The following is a 15,434-nucleotide window of genomic DNA, read 5'->3' on the forward strand; positions in this document are numbered from 1 at the left end:
TTTTTTTCCGCTAGCCGAGCCAAACCGAGAGCATGACGTCGACCTCCACCCGCAATGCCTGGCTGTTCCTGTCGCCCGCCCTGCTGCTGATGGGCGCGTTCACCTTCTGGCCGCTGCTGTTCGGCAGCTACGTCGCCTTCACCCGCTACGATCTGGTCTCGCCGCCGCAATGGGCCGGCCTGGACAACTTCCGCTACCTGCTGGACGATCCGGTGTTCATCCAGGCGCTGGGCAATTCGCTGCGCTACCTGCTGGTGGTGCCGGCCATCCAGCTGGCCGGCATCGCGCTGGCGGTGCTGGTCAACCGCGCGCTGCCCGGCATCAAGTGGTTCCGCGCCGCCTTCTACCTGCCGGTGATCACCACGGTGTCGGTGGTGGGCATCATGTGGAACTGGATGTACGCCGATTACGGCGTGCTCAACGGCGCGATGCACTGGCTGGGCGCGCTGGCTCCGGAACGGGAAATCGGCTTCCTCAGCGATGAGGACTGGGCATTGTACTCGGTGATGTTCGTCACCTTCTGGCGCGGCATCGGCTATTACATGGTGCTGTATCTCGCCGGCCTGCAGGCGATTCCAGCCGAGATGCAGGAGGCCGCGCGGCTGGACGGCGCCGATGCCTGGCAGCGCTTCTGGCGCATCACCTTGCCCATGCTCAAGCCCACCATCCTGTTTTGCAGCCTGATCTCCACGCTGGACGCGATCAAGGCTTTCGAGGAGGTGCTGGTGATGACGCGCGGCGCGCCGATGAATTCCACCTACACCGCGCTCTACTACGCCTTCCATCAAGGCTTCAACCAGCTGGATTTCGGCCGCGGCAGCGCCGCCGGCCTGGTGTTGACCCTGGTCTGCCTGCTGCTGGCCTGGCTGAATTTCAAGCTGATCCGCGCCGATCACCGCTGAGGACGACATGACCGCCATCGCCCTGAACCGCGCCGCGCCGCGCACGCTGCTGCGCCGGCTGCCCGACTACCTGCTGCTGCTCGCGCTGTCCTTCGCCTGCGTTTATCCCTTTCTGTGGACGCTGGGCATCGCCGTCGGCAATGGCGAGCAGGTATTCGACTTCCCGCCGCCGTTGTGGCCGAAGGACGCCGGCTGGCGACACTTCGCCGCGGTGTGGGACGCCATCCCGCTGGGACGCTTTTTCTGGAATTCGCTGTGGATTTCCGGCCTGACCACGCTGGGCACGCTGGCCGTGTCGGCGCTGGCGGCGTTTCCGCTGGCCAAGCTGCGCTTCCGCGGCCGCCAACTGGTTTTCTACGCCATCATCGCCACCCTGCTCCTGCCCAGCGAGATCAATTTCATCAGCAACTACGTCACCATCAGCCGGCTGGGCCTGGACGACAGCAGGCTGGGGGTGGTGCTGCCGTCCATCGCCGGCGCTTTCGGCATCTACCTGATGAAGCACGCGTTCGAGGAGATTCCGGACGAGATCGTCGATGCCGCGCGGATGGACGGCGCCAGCGACTGGCAGGTGTTCTGGCGCATCTGCCTGCCGCTGTCGCGGCCCTACCTCGCCACGCTGGGCATCTTCACGCTGGTGTGGTCGTGGAACGTCTACGTCTGGCCCAGCGTGGTGCTGAAAACGCCGGATCTGTATCCGCTGTCGGTCGGCGTGCTCTACCTGAAGGGCGCGTTCGCCACCTCCACCCGCATGGTCGCCGCCGGCGCGGTGCTGACCATCCTGCCCGTGCTGACGGTGTTCGCGCTGTGCCAGCGCTATTTCATGCGCGGGATGGACGGGGCGGTGAAATAAGAGGCGCCGCGCGGAACGGCGTCTCGCATGCCCAGGCTCCGCCGTTGGCGCGGGCGGCCGAAGCCGCCCCAGTCCTCGCCCAATCCGCCCCCGGCTCGATAGCCTGAGGCTCGATAACGAGACCTGCGGGGCTAGAGGTCCATGCGTTTGCGGAACTGCCTCAGCGCGCCGATCAGAACCGCGACGCCGGGTATCGCCACGCAGAAAAACAGAGGGATGCCCGCGGCGCGCATCAAGAACCCGGCCAACACCGCCGCCGCGGCATAGATGGGAAGAATCAGCCACTCCCACAACGCCAGATTGGCCGCGTCTTCCGCCACATGCCGCGACGGACGGCCCCGCCCCCGCCGAACCGTTCGGATCAGCCAGAGATCGAGAATGAACTCCAGCGCGCCCAGCAGCGCTCTGCCGATGAATTCCAACATGCAGGACCTCATTGCGCTAGGCAAGATAATCCTAGTCTAACACTTCCGTTTCCGCCATGACCGCCGCGGCGCAAACGAGTCTTATTGTCAGACGCGGGCGGCGTCATTTAATCTGCTCGGCACGACCTGACATTCCGCAACCATACGGTCGATACATAACGAGCAAAGACAAAGGAAATCGCCGCATGGACACCCATTCCCCGGAGCAGCACCGGCCACTGAACCGCCAGGACTGCAAGACGTTGTTCCTCGCCGCGCTGGGAGGCGCGCTGGAGTTCTACGACTTCATCATCTTCGTGTTTTTCGCCGTGGTGCTGGGCAAGCTGTTCTTCCCGCCATCCATGCCGGACTGGCTGAGCCAGCTGCAAACCTTCGGCATCTTCGCCGCCGGCTACCTGGCGCGGCCGCTGGGCGGCATCGTGATGGCCCATTTCGGCGACCTGATGGGCCGCAAGCGGATGTTCACGCTGAGCATCGTGCTGATGGCGCTTCCCACGCTGGCGATGGGGATGCTGCCCACCTACCACGATATCGGCATGGCCGCGCCGCTGCTGCTGTTGGCGATGCGCATCCTGCAGGGTGCGGCGATAGGCGGCGAAGTGCCGGGCGCCTGGGTGTTCGTCGCCGAGCACGCGCCGGCGCGCCACACCGGCTTCGCCTGCAGCGTGATCACCGCCGGCCTGACCATAGGCATCCTCCTGGGCTCGCTGATCGCCACCGCGATCAACCTGGCCTTCAGTCCGCAGCAGATCGCGGACTGGGCGTGGCGCGTGCCTTTCCTGGTGGGCGGCGTGTTCGGCCTGGTGGCGATGCAGCTGCGCCAGTGGCTGCACGAGACGCCGGTGTTCGCCGAGATGCAGGCGCGCAAGGCGCTGTCCGAGGAGCTGCCGCTGAAAACGGTGCTCAAGAAACACAAGGCCGCCGTCGCGCTGTCGATGTTCGTCACCTGGTTCCTGGCCATTTCCATCGTCGTCGCCATCCTGATGGCGCCGGCCTATCTGCAAAAGCAGTTCGGCCTGCCGGCGGTGGACACCTTGCGCGCCAACAGCCTGGCCATCGTCGCGCTGACGCTGGGCTGCCTGGTGGCCGGCGTGTCCAGCGACCGCCTGGGCAGCGGCCCCACCTTCATCGGCGGCAGCCTGCTGCTGGGCGCCAGCAGCTACGCCTTTTATTCGTCGATGGCGGCGCACGCCGGCCAGCTGTACACGCTCTACCCGCTGCTGGGCTTCAGCGTGGGCATCGTCGGCGCGGTGCCGCTGGTGATGGTGCGCGCCTTCCCCGCGCAGGTGCGCTTCTCCGGCCTGTCCTTCTCGTATAACGTGGCTTACGCCTTCGCCGGCGGCCTGACGCCCATCTTGCTGTCCATCTGGCTGAAGTACGACGCGCTGGCGCCGGCCTACTACCTGATGCTGCAATGCCTGATCGGCCTGCTGGTCGGCTGCTACCTGCTGTTCGCCGGCAAGCGGGCCGGCTCGTCTGCGCTGGCTCAGGAGGGCTGAGCCGGCGTCACGCTCTCTTCGTCCACCGGCGGCAGCCTCGCCGCCGGGTCCTGGCGATAAAACAGGCTGAGCAAGCGATACAGCTCGGCATAATCGCGCTTTACCAAGTGCGGAATCTCGAAGAATGCTTCGCTGAGCACGGCGAAGAATTCGGCTGGGTTTTCGCTGGCGTACGGGTCCAGCCAGCCCTCCACGCCGCGATCCACCTCTCGGCAGAATTGACGGTAGGCCTGATTCCAGGCTCGGCTCCACTCCGCGCGGTTCATCCCCTTGTGCAAGGGCGGCGCGCCGTTGGCCGGGCCGTCCAACATGTCGAACTGGTGGGCCGCCTCGTGGATCACCACATTCCAGCCGTCCAGCAGCGGCGATTCGTTCACATCCGGCCAGGAAAACACCAGCGGTCCCTGATAATGCGCCTGGCCGATCAGCACCTGCTCGCCCTCGTGAGTCAGGCCGATTCCATCCTGCCAACGGTTGCGCACCACGAAGGGAGCCGGGTAAAGTACGGCCTCGCGCCAGTTCGCATAGGCGCGCATGCCCAGGTTCATCCCCGGCAGCGCAAGCTGCAGGGCCAGCCGGCAGCGCATGGCGTCGTCCACTTCCATATCTTCCAGGCCGGTAACGGCCTTGGCCTGCAGCAGTTCGCCGGCCAGCTTGATCAACCGGTCAGTTTCTTCGGCCGACAAACCGTCCAGCAGCGGCATGCCGCTCGCCTCTTCGCGCAAGCGCGACAGCAAGGCGGCCGGCGGTCGTTTGCCGCCCAGGCGGCGCATCCAGTCTAATAGCATGAACTCTTGGCTCGGAATCGCGTCAGTCATTGAACCTTAGGGCGGGCCCTCGGCAATTCAATGCCTTGGCCCGCGATAGAGGAGAACCATAATGACCATCCCCCTCTGGCACAACCTGATGCTGAACCCGCTGGCCGCGTTCGGCATCCTGCTGGCGCTGGGCGTGATAGGCGGCCAGATCGCGGTGCGCGTGGCGCGCCTGCCCGCCATCACCGGCTACATCGCCACCGGCCTGATCATCGGCCCCTACAGCCTCAACCTGCTCAACCAGCAATTGTTGAACGAAGCCTCGCTGTTCGTGCAGCTGGCGCTGGGCATCGCGCTGTTCGAAGCCGGCCGCCGCGTGGACCTGCGCTGGCTGCGGGTGGAGAAAACCCTGCTCGCCACCACGCTGCTCTATTGCCTGCTGGTGTTCGCGTCTCTGTTCGCGCTGTTGAACGCCAGCGGCTTCGGCGCGCCGGCCAGCCTGATGCTGGCGGCGCTGGGCATGGCCACCTCGCCCATCGTGGTGCTGGAAATCGTGCGCGAGTCGCGCGCCGACGGCCAGGTGAGCGAAAGGCTGCTGACCGCCACCGCGCTGTCCAGCTTGCTGGCGATGGCTGGGTTCGCCCTGGCGCTGTCCTACACCCACCTTTCCGCCGACCACAGCGTGGAGGACGGCATCCTGATGCCGGGCTGGCTGATCCTGGGCTCGGTGGCGCTGGGCCTGGTCGCCGGCCTGGTCACCACCCAGCTCAACCGCTGGCTGGGCGGCCACCAGCGCGAGGCGCAGCGCGTGCTGCTGTTCGGCCTGATCGCGCTCTTGGTCGGCGCCGCCGACATGCTGCAGCTGCTGGCCTTGCTGGCGCTGCTGGTGGCCGGCATGAGCACCCGCACGCTGCGCCACGGCTACACCGTCAGCGAGCCCGGCATCCTGTCGCTGAGCCATGTATTCACCGTCGCCTTCTTCGTTTCCGCCGGCGCCCACCTGTCGCCGCAGGCGCTGGCCTCGCACTGGCAGCTGGCGCTGCTGTGCCTGATCCTGCGCAGCGGCATCGGCATGCTGGTGTGGTGGCTGGCCGCGCGCGGCAACGGCCTGTCCCGCAAGCAGGGCGCCTGGCTGGGGCTGGCGCTGAGCCCGATGAACAGCGGCTCCGCGCTGCTGCTGGGCCTGGGCATGGTGTCGCTGGGCGAAGCGGCGCAAAGCTTCAGCGCCGCGCTGATGGCCGCCTTGCTGATCAACGAGATCGCCGCCCCCATCCTCACCCGGCTGGCGCTGCGCCTGGCCGGCGAAACCGCAGGAGCCAGCCATGCTTGAATTCACCCAAAGCCAGCCGCTCACCCTGGGCGTGGAGCTGGAGCTGATGATTCTGAACCGCCGCGACTATAACCTGACCCGCGGTTCCGACGACCTGTTGCTGCAAGTCGACCGCAAGCCGCACGGCTTCGACATCAAGCCCGAAATCACCCAGGGCATGATAGAGATCGGCACCGCCGTCCACAGCGACGTCAACGCGATGCTGGAAGAGCTGCTCGCCATCCGCAAACTGCTGGTGGACAGCGCCCACAAGCTGAACCTGGGACTGGCCGGCGGCGGCGCCCACCCGTTCCAACACTGGGACGACCAGCGCATCTACCCCAAAGAGCGCTACCAGCTGGTGTCCGAGCTCTACGGCTACCTGGCCAAGCAGTTCACCGTTTACGGCCAGCACATCCACATCGGTTGCCCCGATGGCGACGCCGCGGTGCGGCTCACCCACTACCTGGCCCGCTACATCCCGCACTTCATCGCGCTGTCGGCATCCTCCCCGTTCTATCAGGGCGTGGACACTTCGTTCCAAACCTCGCGCCTGACCAGCGTCAACGCCTTCCCGCTGTCCGGCTGCATGCCGGTGGTGGATAGCTGGAGCGCGTTCAACGACTACTTCGAGCGGATGGAGGCGCTGGGCATCGTCGCCAGCATGAAGGACTTTTACTGGGACATCCGCCCCAAACCGGAGTACGGCACCGTGGAGATCCGCATCTGCGACACGCCGCTGTCCATCGAAACCCCGGTGCTGCTGGCCGCCTACGCCCAGATGCTGGCGCGGCGCTGCTTCGAGGAAGAGTGGAACGACATCTGCTCCGAACCCTACCTCACCTACAGCTACAACCGCTTCCAAGCCTGCCGCTTCGGCTTCGACGGCGTGATGGTGGACGCCCGCACCAAACAACAGCAAGGCCTGCAGGAAGACCTGCTGGACACGCTGCGCGCGCTGGAGCCGCATGCCGAGGCCCTGGGCAGCCAACGCCAACTGGCCGCGCTGAGGCAGCGGGCGCTGAAATGCCACAGCGACAGCCGCTGGCTGCGGCAGATCTTCGAGCAAAGCGGCTCGCTGAGCGAGGTGGTGCGCCGCCAGAGCGAGCACTGGATGTACGCCGAACCGGGAGTGGGCGTAAACTGAACGATTCCAAACGAATCGCTCCGCCATGCCCTTCGAACTTCCGCAACAACCGGCGCCGGAACTGCCTGCGCGCTGGTGCGTATTCAACGGCAGCCTGCTGTGGCTGCTCGACCAGCAACTGCCTGCCCGCCCGCCTGTCGACAGCCCGCTGACCGGCCAACGCTTCCTCGGCGTTCACGAGGGCTGCAATCTGTTCATGGCGGAGCTGGTCGGACCGCCTCCTGCGGAAGGCGAATGGCTGCCGCTGCGGCCGGCCTTGCTGGCCATGCCGTTGCCCCAGGTGCAGGCGGCGGCCCGCGCCGCCCAACTGCGCCAATTCTTCCGCAGCCATCGCTTCTGCGGCCACTGCGCCACGCCGCTGGCCATCAGCAGCGACCAGTTGGGCCGGCTTTGCCCCAGCTGCGGCCAGGTCTACTACCCGCGCATCTCTCCGGCGATGATGGTGCTGGTCCACCGCGGCCGGGAACTGCTGCTGGCCCGCAGCCCCCACTTCGCGCCCGGCGTCTACAGCGCGTTGGCTGGCTTTGTCGAACCCGGCGAAACGCTGGAAGAATGCGTGCATCGCGAAACCCTGGAGGAAGTCGGCGTCCGAGTGAAAAATCTGAAATACGCCTTCTCCCAATCCTGGCCCTTCCCCCACTCGCTGATGCTGGCCTTCACCGCAGAATACGAAAGCGGCGACATCCTTCCCCAGGAAGGCGAAATCGAGGACGCGAGCTGGTTCGACATCGACGCGCTGCCCTCGCTTCCCACGCCGATCTCCATCGCTCGCCGGCTGGTTGATCACACCTGCGGCTGGCTGAGAAGCCAAAATGCGTGACGAACGCCAAAGCCTTCAACACTGGCCGTCTAGCGCTCGCATGCTAAACTTGGCAGATATCGCCTAGATTCAGGCGCCGGGGAATCCGTGCGCCACGCAGAGCTTTCTCGGCCTCGCTTACATCCTCAACAAGAATCAAAACACATGAACCTGATCAAACTCATCAGCCCGCTCGTCGCCATCGGCCTGGCCTTCGCCAGCCCGCTTGGCCACGCAGAAACCGAAGATCAGCCCTTGCCAGGCGACTTTCAAGCCGCGCCGGCGCCGAAACCGATCAAATCGCATGCCAAGGCCGCGCCCTCCCGCGCGGCCAAGCCTGCGCCTTCTGCCAAGCATCAACATGCGAAGCCTGCCAAGTCCCACGCCAAGAAACATGCAGCCAGACCGCATCATGCCAAGTCCAAGCATGCGGCCAAAAACAAGCGCGCGCATGCTGCCGGCAAACATGCGAAGAAAGTTCAACCCAAACATCACGCCAAGAAAAAGGCGCATAAACCAGCCAAGGCCCAAAAACACAACGCCCATAAAAACAATGCGGTAGCGGCCAAACCCCATCGGAAGAACAAGAAAAAGCATTAGCGGCTCTTGCCAAGCCATGATCGGCCGGGCATAATGCCCCTCTCTTCGCCGGTGTAGCTCAGTTGGTAGAGCACCTGACTTGTAATCAGGGGGTCGCGAGTTCGATTCCTGCCGCCGGCACCAAATTCCGATCAGGGGTTTGCAAATGCAAACCCCTGATTTCATTTAAGAAACCATCAGTTTCAGCCTCGTTGTTCTGCGTATCAAATTCCACCCCACGGCTTCTACAAAAATCGGCAACCTTCTACAAAAATCATTCCCACCCTAACAGGCTAGCCAAGTAAACGTTTTTTCCCTGAGGGCTCCAAGTACACGCACACACATACATGTACGTGTGCGGGGGCGTTATGCGCGTGAGTGGGTTTTTCCAAAGTGATGGGGGGGGCTAGAAAAATAGTAACATCGGTAACCTGTCACGCAGGAAGGTCATTTCTCCCAGTAAATTCAAGGCATTGCAAGGTATGGGGAAAAGTAACAAATCAATAATCTATAAGTAATCAGATTACCTCTATGCTTTGTAACCTCTAAATTTTTTAATCTCAATAAAATCAGTCACTTAGGATTTGGTTACTGCATCAGTTACCGCTGGTGACCTCGAAAAATAACCCTGGAAATCATTGTGATTCAATGGTTTAGATCGATTCGACGCCGTCACCTATCACTGGTTACCATTTTGGTGCCCCCCTCCCCAGCATTTTTTGACGCCCCCCAGTTCTGCTAGACCACGCTCGTTCCTTTGCATGGGCTTAGGCGCATGAATCCGCAAGTTTTCCAGCGGGTTCCTACCTGCCATGAGGCCCGGTACTGGCGGGCTTTCCTGCCGGTTCATGCGGTTGCACGTTTTCCCACACATGAAGCGGGCGGGCGGGGCGGGGTCTCGACCGCGCGCACTCGGCAGTGGGCAATATAAGAAAAGTCATCCATCTAGACTGATTTACCTATCCTCGCCCCGATCAGATAGCCGATACCACCAACTATTTTGTTCAGACGCTGCTCTCTATACCGACCATCTTGTTCATTTCTTTCAACATTCTTCACAACGGCACGCCTACACCCTCGCATTACTACCACCAAGCCATTTCCGCGCAGTCACCACCACCAATCAAGCTCGAGACCATGCCAAGGAGATTGCCTTGGACTGTATTGATATCCTCCCACTCGTACCTTAATTTGAATTAGTACAAAATCAAAAATGGGTGAGATCATGAAAAGGCATTACCTCCTCGAAGATCTTGCAGATGAGCTCGATTTGGTCTTCCGGGCGATCAAAAGCGGGCAACCCACGCTCTGGGAAGCCAAGCAGCTTGCCGCGCACTTTCGTGAAGCGTTCATCACGCCGGACCTATTCCCTAACGAAACCGAGCATGCAAAGCATGTAGCGGCACAGCTCTCCGTCATCCAGGAGCTAGAGCTTGCGTTGGATCGCATGCACGGCTTAGGCATCTCGGCAAAAACTAGGCTTCGAGACATCCCATGCGTCGATACCGCGCTGCGACACTCGCTGGACGAAGCCGCCGCGAATAGACCTGGAGGAATATCCTTCCGATAAAACCAAACACCAACGTAAAAGCCCCGCAACCGCGGGGCTTTGCCAAAGAGAAAACAGAATCAGGAAGCCTCCACCGCCAACGCATACTCCCCAAACCCCACCACCCTCTCCCCCACCCACTCATTCAGCTCCTCGAATCGCGCCTGCAGCGGCACGATCTCGTTCTCATAGAACACCCGCGCGGCCTTGCCCGCGTCGCCGAAGCCGCCGGTATTGTTCGGGATGATCCCCATCAGCTGCGGCGGCACGCGGTGGGCGGCCAGGACATCGTCCCGGGTGGTGTTCTTGATGTTGAAGAACTCATCCTTCGCGGCCACCTCGCTGATCGGGATCACCTGCACGCCGTCCTTCTTGCCGTTGGGCGCGTAGAGGAACACGTTCCGAAAATTCCCCGGCCCCTTCGACTCCTTCAGCGCCTTGCGCATCGCGTCGATGTCCGCCGGATTCTGCGCCGCGTCGGTCATGTACAGGATGAAGCCCGCGTGCGAGCCGTTGAGGTAATAGCGGCGGCGGAACAGCGTCGCCGACTCATTCAGCCAGGCGCTGTTCAGCGCGGCCAGATACTCCGGCAGCCCGTACACCTCCTGGTTGATGTCGTGCTCCAGCAGATGGAACACCTCGCCCAGCTCGTGCTCCTGGTTCCAGCCCGGCACCCACCAGTAGGAAGAGAGATCCACCCCGCGGCGCGTGAACTTGGCCGGCGACGGATCCAGCGCCAGCACGCCGCCCAGCCGGTTCTTCACCTTCTCGCAGTACAGGTTGCCGAACACCAGATAGTCCTGCACCAGCTGCTGGAACGCCGAGCGCGACAGCAGCGGATGCGGCCGGAACGTGCTGGTCAACACGTTGCGTTTCACCGCGATCGCGCTGTTGTGGTGCACCGACGCCCGCCAACTGCGCGCCAAGCCCTCCCAACTGATCGGCGGCTCGTACCACCGGCCCGCGTTCAGGCACTCGGCGTAGTCCAAGATCTCGCGCCGGTCGAGCACCGGCGTCGGGTCGCCAAAGGTGAAGGACTCGACGCCGCCAATGGGGCCCGATGTCGCCACTGGACTCGCCTCGGGCGTGGATGGTTTGAACCTGCGACGCTTGATCATCAGCAAAACTCCATGAAGCCGGAGTTGGCCGCGGTCGCCCCCTCCAGCGGTTCGTTGAAAAGGGCGTGCATGGTCGCCCATGCGATGTCGGAATGGCTGGTCTCCTCGGACCGGCCCGCTTGATAGGTGACCTGGCGGCCGGACGCCGTCATGGTCTTCTTGATCGCCATGAAGCTGGCCGCGATGTCCGTGCTGCCGGCGTCGAACTCCAGCCGGCCGCTGCTGATCACGTCCAGCGCCTTCAGCACCATCCGCGTTTTCAGCTCCACGTTGTAGGTGAAGGCCTGCGCATCCGGGCGGAACTGCTTCACCAGCTGGTGCACGCCCACGCCCAAGCCCGACGTGTCGATGCCGATGTAGGCCACCTCATAGCGGGAGCAGGTCTGGCGGATGAACTCCGCCTGGCCGGCAAAGTCCGCGCCCTTGAACAGATGGCGCTCCAGGATGCGGAACTTGCCGCCCGGCGCAGCCGGCGGCGCCAGCACCACCAGCGCCGCGCTGTCGCCGGTGCTGCTCGGGTCATAGCCCACCCACACCGGCTTGTTGCCGAACGGACGCGGCGAGAACGGCTTCCAGTCTTCCCACACCTCCCAGCTGTCCACCATGCAGCGCTGCATCAAGCTGAACGAGAACACGCTCGCGCCATCGTCGATGAACTGGCACAAGAACAGCTGGGCAAACTCCTCCGGGCTGTACTCCAGCCGCAGTTGGTCCAGATCGAACAGATCGCAGCCGCTGGCCAGCGCATCCTCGATCGTCACGATCTGCCGCCACTGGCCATCCTCGCAATGCCGGCCCGCCGCCAGCGCCGCATGGCTGATGTCCAGCCGGATCTGCTCCGCCTTCGGCCGCCCGCGGTTGTACTGCTCGCCGGTCCAGAACGGATAGGCCTCATGCGACATCGCCGACGGCGTCGAAAAGTAGGTCTGGCGCCAGCGCTTCTGCGACGCCATGCCCGACGCCACCTTGCGCAGCTCCTTGTAGCGGGGAATCCAGAAGTATTCGTCCAGATACAAATTGCCGTGGTAAGACTGCGCGGTGCGGCCGTTGGTCCCCAAGAACATCAACTCCGCCGCGTTCGGCAGCTTGATCACGTCGCCCTTGAGCTCGACATCCGCCTCCTTGGCGAAGTCCACGATATATGACCGGAACTGGAAAGCCTGCGCCTTCGAGGCGGAGAGGAAAATCTGGTTTCGCCCAGTGTCCAGCGCATCCATCAGCGCCTCTCGTGCGAAGTAGAACGTCGCGCCGATTTGGCGCGACTTGAGCAGGTTGCGGATCCGCTCGACAAAGCCGGCGCGATGCCAGTGCCGCTGGTAGCCGAACATGCTGTCCATGAACGCCTGGCGCAGCCGCTCAATCTGCTCCTCGCCGATCGCGTTCTTGGCCGGCGGCCGCTTCGGCGCCGCATTGCGGCTGGCGATGTTCGGGTTGAGATCCGCCTCGCGCCCGGTCTGCTGGTACTTGCCCACCCGCGCCAGGCGCTCCACCTGCCGCCCCAGCAGGTCAATCTCCTTGTAATCGCATCCCTCCTTGCGCTCCTTCAGGATCAACTGCTGCAGCCGCGCCTCGATGGTCGACGCGATGCGCTCGGTCGGGTCTGACTCATCCCACGCGTCGCGCCGCTTCCAGCTGTGCAGCGTGGACGCCTTCTCGCCCAGATGCTCGGCAATGCGCGCGATGCGCCAGCCCTGCCAATACAAAGCCCGGGCCACGCGGCGCGGGTCCAATTCGGGAACATGCGGAAAGGAAATTTCACTCATGACCGCCAGTCTGCCTCGCGCGCAGAACCGCGCCCTCAAGCCATGGTTGTAAGCGCAAACGGCACAACCGCCCCTTGTTGAGCCGTAGCCCTCCAAGTTTCAGCATGGGCGCATCTCACCCGAACAGCCCACGGCAACTCCAAAGGAACCGCACATGGCAGGCAAGTCCAAAAAGTTCTGCATCGCCACCGAAGGCGCTACCACCGATGGCCGCGTCATCGAGCGCGCCTGGCTGGAGCAGATGGCCAAAAACTACGACCCCAAGCTCTACGGCGCGCGCATCAACATGGAGCACATAAAAGGCTTCACCTCCGACAGCCCGTTCCGCCGCTACGGCGACGTGTTGGCGCTCAACGTCGACGAAGGCGCCGACGGCAAGTTGCGGTTGTACGCCGTCATCGATCCCACCGACGACCTGGTCGCCATGACCCAGGCCCGCCAGAAGGTTTACTCCTCCATGGAGGTCAACCCCAAGTTCGCCGACACCGGCGAGGCCTATCTGGTCGGCCTGGCCGTCACCGACGACCCAGCCAGCCTCGGCACCGAGATGCTGCAGTTCAGCGCCAGCGCCAAAAACAACCCGCTGGCCAAGCGCAAGGCAGATCCCGACAACCTGTTCACCGAAGCGGTCGAGTTCAGTCTGGAGATGGAAGACGAGCATCCCGGCAAGGCCCTGCTGGAGGGCTTCAGCGCCAAGATCAAGACCCTGCTCGGCGGCGCCAGGAAAACCGCCGACGCCAACTTCAGCGAAATCCAGCAAGCGGTGGAGCTGATCGCCGACAGCCAGAAGCAAGTGCTGGAGCAGTTCGCGGCGCTGTCCTCCAACCAGACCGAACATCAGGCGCAAAAGGAACAGCTGCAGAAACTCTCCGCCGACCACGCCAAGCTGGTGCAAACCCTCAGCCAACAACCGTCCGCCAAACCGCGCGACCGCACCCCAGGCGGAGACACTAGTGCCGCAGTAACCGACTGCTGATCTGCCACCCACCAGAAAGCCAACGACGCCATGCGAAACGAAACCCGCCCGCTATACGAAGCCTTTGCCGCCCAGGTCGCCAAACTGAACGGCGTGGCCACCGCCGAGAAGTCCTTCTCGGTCACCCCCGCCATCCAGCAAAAACTGGAAAGCCGGATCCAGCTCTCCAGCGCCTTCCTCGGCATGATTAACATTTTCCCCGTGACGGATCTGGAGGCCGAAAAGCTCGGCCTCGGCGTGCTCGGCCCCATCGCCGGGCGCACCAAAACCAGCGCCAGCAAGAAACGCCAGCCTCGTTCCATGGCCGACTTCGTATCCGGCAAATACCGCTGCGAAAAAACCGACTTCGATACGGCCATTCCCTACGCGCAAATCGACATGTGGGCCAAGTTCGCGGACTTCCAAACCCGGCTGCGCGATGCCATCGTCAAACAACAAGCGCTGGACCGCATCATGATTGGTTTCAATGGCATCTCCGTCGAAGAAGACACCGACCGCGTGGCCAACCCGCTACTGCAAGACGTCAACAAGGGCTGGCTGCAGCAATACCGCGAAAATGCCGCGGCGCGCGTGATGAAGGAAGTGAAGAAAGACTCTGGCAAAGTGCTGATCGGCCCCGGCGTCGCGACTGAGGATGGCTACAAAAACCTCGACGCTCTGGTCTTCGACGCCACCAACAACCTGATTCATGAAGTGTTCGCCGAACACCCGGATCTGGTCGTAGTGGTCGGCCGCGATCTGCTGGCCGACAAGTACTTCCCCATCCTCAATAAGGACAATGCGCCCACCGAGCAACTAGCCGCCGACGTAGTCATCAGCCAAAAGCGCATCGGCAATCTGCCCGCCGTGCGCGTGCCGTTCTTCCCGGCAGGAAAAATGCTGATCACCCCTCTGTCCAACCTCTCCATCTACTACCAGGAAGGGGGGCGCCGCCGCCACCTCCGCGAAGAGCCGGACTACAACCAAGTGGCCAACTACGAATCGAGCAACGACGCATACGTCGTCGAGTGCTACGAAGCAGGTTGCCTGATCGAAAACATTGAGCTGGTGGCCTGATGACCAGCCCTGCCCGCGCCCACTTCCTGCGTGCCTGCGCCGCCGAGGCATCCGTCTCGGCGGCTGCCGGCCAGCCACTCCAAGCCACGCAATACGAGCTGATGCTGCTCAAGCTCGCCGAAGACCGCCGCCGGCTGAAAGACATCCAGTCCATGGAAGCCAAGGCCGAGCTCAAGCGCCAGTTGTTGCCGGAATACGCGCCATGGATCGACGGCGCGCTGTCCGCAGGAGGCGGCGCCCAGGACGCCGTGCTGATGGCCGTCATGGTCTGGCGGATCGACGCCGGCGACTACGGCGGCGCGATGGACATCGCCGCCTACGCCATCCAGCACAAGCTGGCCATGCCCGACAACTACCAGCGGACAACCGGCGCGGTCATCGCCGAAGAAGTGGCTGATGCCGCCAAACGCGCCCGCGACGGCAAACAGCCCTTCGACCTCGCCATTCTGCAGCGGGCGATGGCCCTCACCGAGGCCACCGACATGCACGACCAGATCCGCGCCAAATTGCACAAGGAACTGGGCCTACTGCTGGCGGAGACAGACAAGTCCGACGCCTTGCGGCAGCTGCAGCGCGCCACCCAGCTGTTCGACAAGGTGGGCGTCAGGAAGGAAATCGAAAAGCTCGAACGCGAGCTGAAGAACGCGGACGCCGCCCGGCAGGGCGGCGGCTGACACCGGGCGAACCCCGCGACCAGGCGGCAG

At 63.3% G+C, this 15,434-nt stretch carries 15 protein-coding genes and 1 tRNA gene; 12 read left to right on the top strand and 4 right to left on the bottom strand.

Annotated elements, in window-relative coordinates; translation table 11 throughout:
- Positions 1-32: 32 nt before the first annotated feature.
- Positions 33-902, top strand: coding sequence for a carbohydrate ABC transporter permease (locus DK842_RS21260; RefSeq protein ID WP_114063269.1), 870 nt, complete (start codon positions 33-35; stop codon positions 900-902).
- Between the two features lie 7 nt (positions 903-909).
- Positions 910-1,755, top strand: a complete 846-nt coding sequence (locus tag DK842_RS21265) for a carbohydrate ABC transporter permease (protein ID WP_114063270.1) — start codon at positions 910-912, stop codon at positions 1,753-1,755.
- 131 nt (positions 1,756-1,886) lie between these two features.
- On the opposite strand, the gene DK842_RS21270 is transcribed toward DK842_RS21265, so the two are convergent.
- Positions 1,887-2,180: a hypothetical protein gene (locus DK842_RS21270; protein WP_114063271.1), complete on the bottom strand. Its 294-nt coding sequence runs from the start codon at positions 2,178-2,180 to the stop codon at positions 1,887-1,889.
- A 185-nt stretch (positions 2,181-2,365) separates the two neighbouring features.
- On the opposite strand from DK842_RS21270, the gene DK842_RS21275 reads away from it, so the two are divergent.
- Positions 2,366-3,679 (top strand): MFS transporter, encoded by a 1,314-nt coding sequence (locus DK842_RS21275; RefSeq protein WP_114063272.1) that lies wholly within the window; start codon positions 2,366-2,368, stop codon positions 3,677-3,679.
- Here the strand turns inward: DK842_RS21275 and DK842_RS21280 are convergent.
- The gene (locus DK842_RS21280; protein ID WP_232538553.1) at positions 3,667-4,467 is read right to left on the bottom strand and encodes a M90 family metallopeptidase; all 801 of its coding nucleotides are present in this window, start codon (positions 4,465-4,467) and stop codon (positions 3,667-3,669) included. The genes DK842_RS21275 and DK842_RS21280 overlap by 13 nt on opposite strands.
- 91 nt (positions 4,468-4,558) lie before the next feature.
- On the opposite strand from DK842_RS21280, the gene DK842_RS21285 reads away from it, so the two are divergent.
- From DK842_RS21285 to DK842_RS21310, 6 genes are all read left to right on the top strand, one after another.
- Positions 4,559-5,764, top strand: a complete 1,206-nt coding sequence (locus DK842_RS21285) for a cation:proton antiporter (RefSeq protein ID WP_198414593.1) — start codon at positions 4,559-4,561, stop codon at positions 5,762-5,764.
- Entirely contained in the window at positions 5,757-6,890 is a 1,134-nt protein-coding gene (locus DK842_RS21290) for a YbdK family carboxylate-amine ligase (protein ID WP_114063275.1), read from the top strand. Before DK842_RS21285 ends, DK842_RS21290 begins: the two co-directional genes overlap by 8 nt.
- A gap of 25 nt (positions 6,891-6,915) precedes the next feature.
- Positions 6,916-7,710 (top strand): NAD(+) diphosphatase, encoded by a 795-nt coding sequence (gene nudC, locus DK842_RS21295; protein WP_114063276.1) that lies wholly within the window; start codon positions 6,916-6,918, stop codon positions 7,708-7,710.
- A gap of 144 nt (positions 7,711-7,854) precedes the next feature.
- Positions 7,855-8,289, top strand: coding sequence for a hypothetical protein (locus tag DK842_RS21300; protein ID WP_114063277.1), 435 nt, complete (start codon positions 7,855-7,857; stop codon positions 8,287-8,289).
- A 47-nt stretch (positions 8,290-8,336) separates the two neighbouring features.
- Positions 8,337-8,412: transfer RNA gene (locus DK842_RS21305), tRNA-Thr, on the top strand.
- A gap of 1,069 nt (positions 8,413-9,481) precedes the next feature.
- Positions 9,482-9,838, top strand: a complete 357-nt coding sequence (locus DK842_RS21310; protein WP_114063278.1) for a hypothetical protein — start codon at positions 9,482-9,484, stop codon at positions 9,836-9,838.
- 59 nt (positions 9,839-9,897) lie between these two features.
- Here DK842_RS21310 and DK842_RS21315 read toward each other — a convergent pair whose 3' ends face one another.
- Positions 9,898-11,016: a phage portal protein gene (locus DK842_RS21315; RefSeq protein ID WP_332835391.1), complete on the bottom strand. Its 1,119-nt coding sequence runs from the start codon at positions 11,014-11,016 to the stop codon at positions 9,898-9,900.
- Positions 10,935-12,698, bottom strand: a complete 1,764-nt coding sequence (locus tag DK842_RS21320; RefSeq protein WP_114063280.1) for a terminase ATPase subunit family protein — start codon at positions 12,696-12,698, stop codon at positions 10,935-10,937. Before DK842_RS21320 ends, DK842_RS21315 begins: the two co-directional genes overlap by 82 nt.
- A 154-nt stretch (positions 12,699-12,852) precedes the next feature.
- On the opposite strand from DK842_RS21320, the gene DK842_RS21325 reads away from it, so the two are divergent.
- From DK842_RS21325 to gpM, 3 genes are read left to right on the top strand one after another with little or no spacing between them, the layout of a single operon-like run.
- Complete coding sequence (locus DK842_RS21325; RefSeq protein ID WP_114063281.1) at positions 12,853-13,674, top strand: GPO family capsid scaffolding protein; 822 nt, start codon at positions 12,853-12,855, stop codon at positions 13,672-13,674.
- 30 nt (positions 13,675-13,704) lie between these two features.
- Positions 13,705-14,730: a phage major capsid protein, P2 family gene (locus DK842_RS21330; protein WP_114063282.1), complete on the top strand. Its 1,026-nt coding sequence runs from the start codon at positions 13,705-13,707 to the stop codon at positions 14,728-14,730.
- Positions 14,730-15,404, top strand: coding sequence for a phage terminase small subunit (gene gpM, locus DK842_RS21335; RefSeq protein WP_114063283.1), 675 nt, complete (start codon positions 14,730-14,732; stop codon positions 15,402-15,404). The genes DK842_RS21330 and gpM overlap by 1 nt, the downstream gene beginning before the upstream one ends.
- The last annotated feature ends 30 nt before the right edge of the window (positions 15,405-15,434 follow it).

The sequence above is a fragment of the Chromobacterium phragmitis genome (genome assembly GCF_003325475.1).
GTDB lineage: Bacteria > Pseudomonadota > Gammaproteobacteria > Burkholderiales > Chromobacteriaceae > Chromobacterium > Chromobacterium phragmitis.

Bases quoted from the DNA above. Each gene is read 5' to 3' on its own strand.
- DK842_RS21260 (WP_114063269.1), top strand. From the start codon at position 33: ATGACGTCGACCTCCACCCGCAATGCCTGGCTGTTCCTGTCGCCCGCC.
- DK842_RS21265 (WP_114063270.1), top strand. From the start codon at position 910: ATGACCGCCATCGCCCTGAACCGCGCCGCGCCGCGCACGCTGCTGCGC.
- DK842_RS21270 (WP_114063271.1), bottom strand. From the start codon at position 2,180: ATGTTGGAATTCATCGGCAGAGCGCTGCTGGGCGCGCTGGAGTTCATT.
- DK842_RS21275 (WP_114063272.1), top strand. From the start codon at position 2,366: ATGGACACCCATTCCCCGGAGCAGCACCGGCCACTGAACCGCCAGGAC.
- DK842_RS21280 (WP_232538553.1), bottom strand. From the start codon at position 4,467: ATGCTATTAGACTGGATGCGCCGCCTGGGCGGCAAACGACCGCCGGCC.
- DK842_RS21285 (WP_198414593.1), top strand. From the start codon at position 4,559: ATGACCATCCCCCTCTGGCACAACCTGATGCTGAACCCGCTGGCCGCG.
- DK842_RS21290 (WP_114063275.1), top strand. From the start codon at position 5,757: ATGCTTGAATTCACCCAAAGCCAGCCGCTCACCCTGGGCGTGGAGCTG.
- nudC (WP_114063276.1), top strand. From the start codon at position 6,916: ATGCCCTTCGAACTTCCGCAACAACCGGCGCCGGAACTGCCTGCGCGC.
- DK842_RS21300 (WP_114063277.1), top strand. From the start codon at position 7,855: ATGAACCTGATCAAACTCATCAGCCCGCTCGTCGCCATCGGCCTGGCC.
- DK842_RS21310 (WP_114063278.1), top strand. From the start codon at position 9,482: ATGGGTGAGATCATGAAAAGGCATTACCTCCTCGAAGATCTTGCAGAT.
- DK842_RS21315 (WP_332835391.1), bottom strand. From the start codon at position 11,016: ATGGGCGACCATGCACGCCCTTTTCAACGAACCGCTGGAGGGGGCGAC.
- DK842_RS21320 (WP_114063280.1), bottom strand. From the start codon at position 12,698: ATGAGTGAAATTTCCTTTCCGCATGTTCCCGAATTGGACCCGCGCCGC.
- DK842_RS21325 (WP_114063281.1), top strand. From the start codon at position 12,853: ATGGCAGGCAAGTCCAAAAAGTTCTGCATCGCCACCGAAGGCGCTACC.
- DK842_RS21330 (WP_114063282.1), top strand. From the start codon at position 13,705: ATGCGAAACGAAACCCGCCCGCTATACGAAGCCTTTGCCGCCCAGGTC.
- gpM (WP_114063283.1), top strand. From the start codon at position 14,730: ATGACCAGCCCTGCCCGCGCCCACTTCCTGCGTGCCTGCGCCGCCGAG.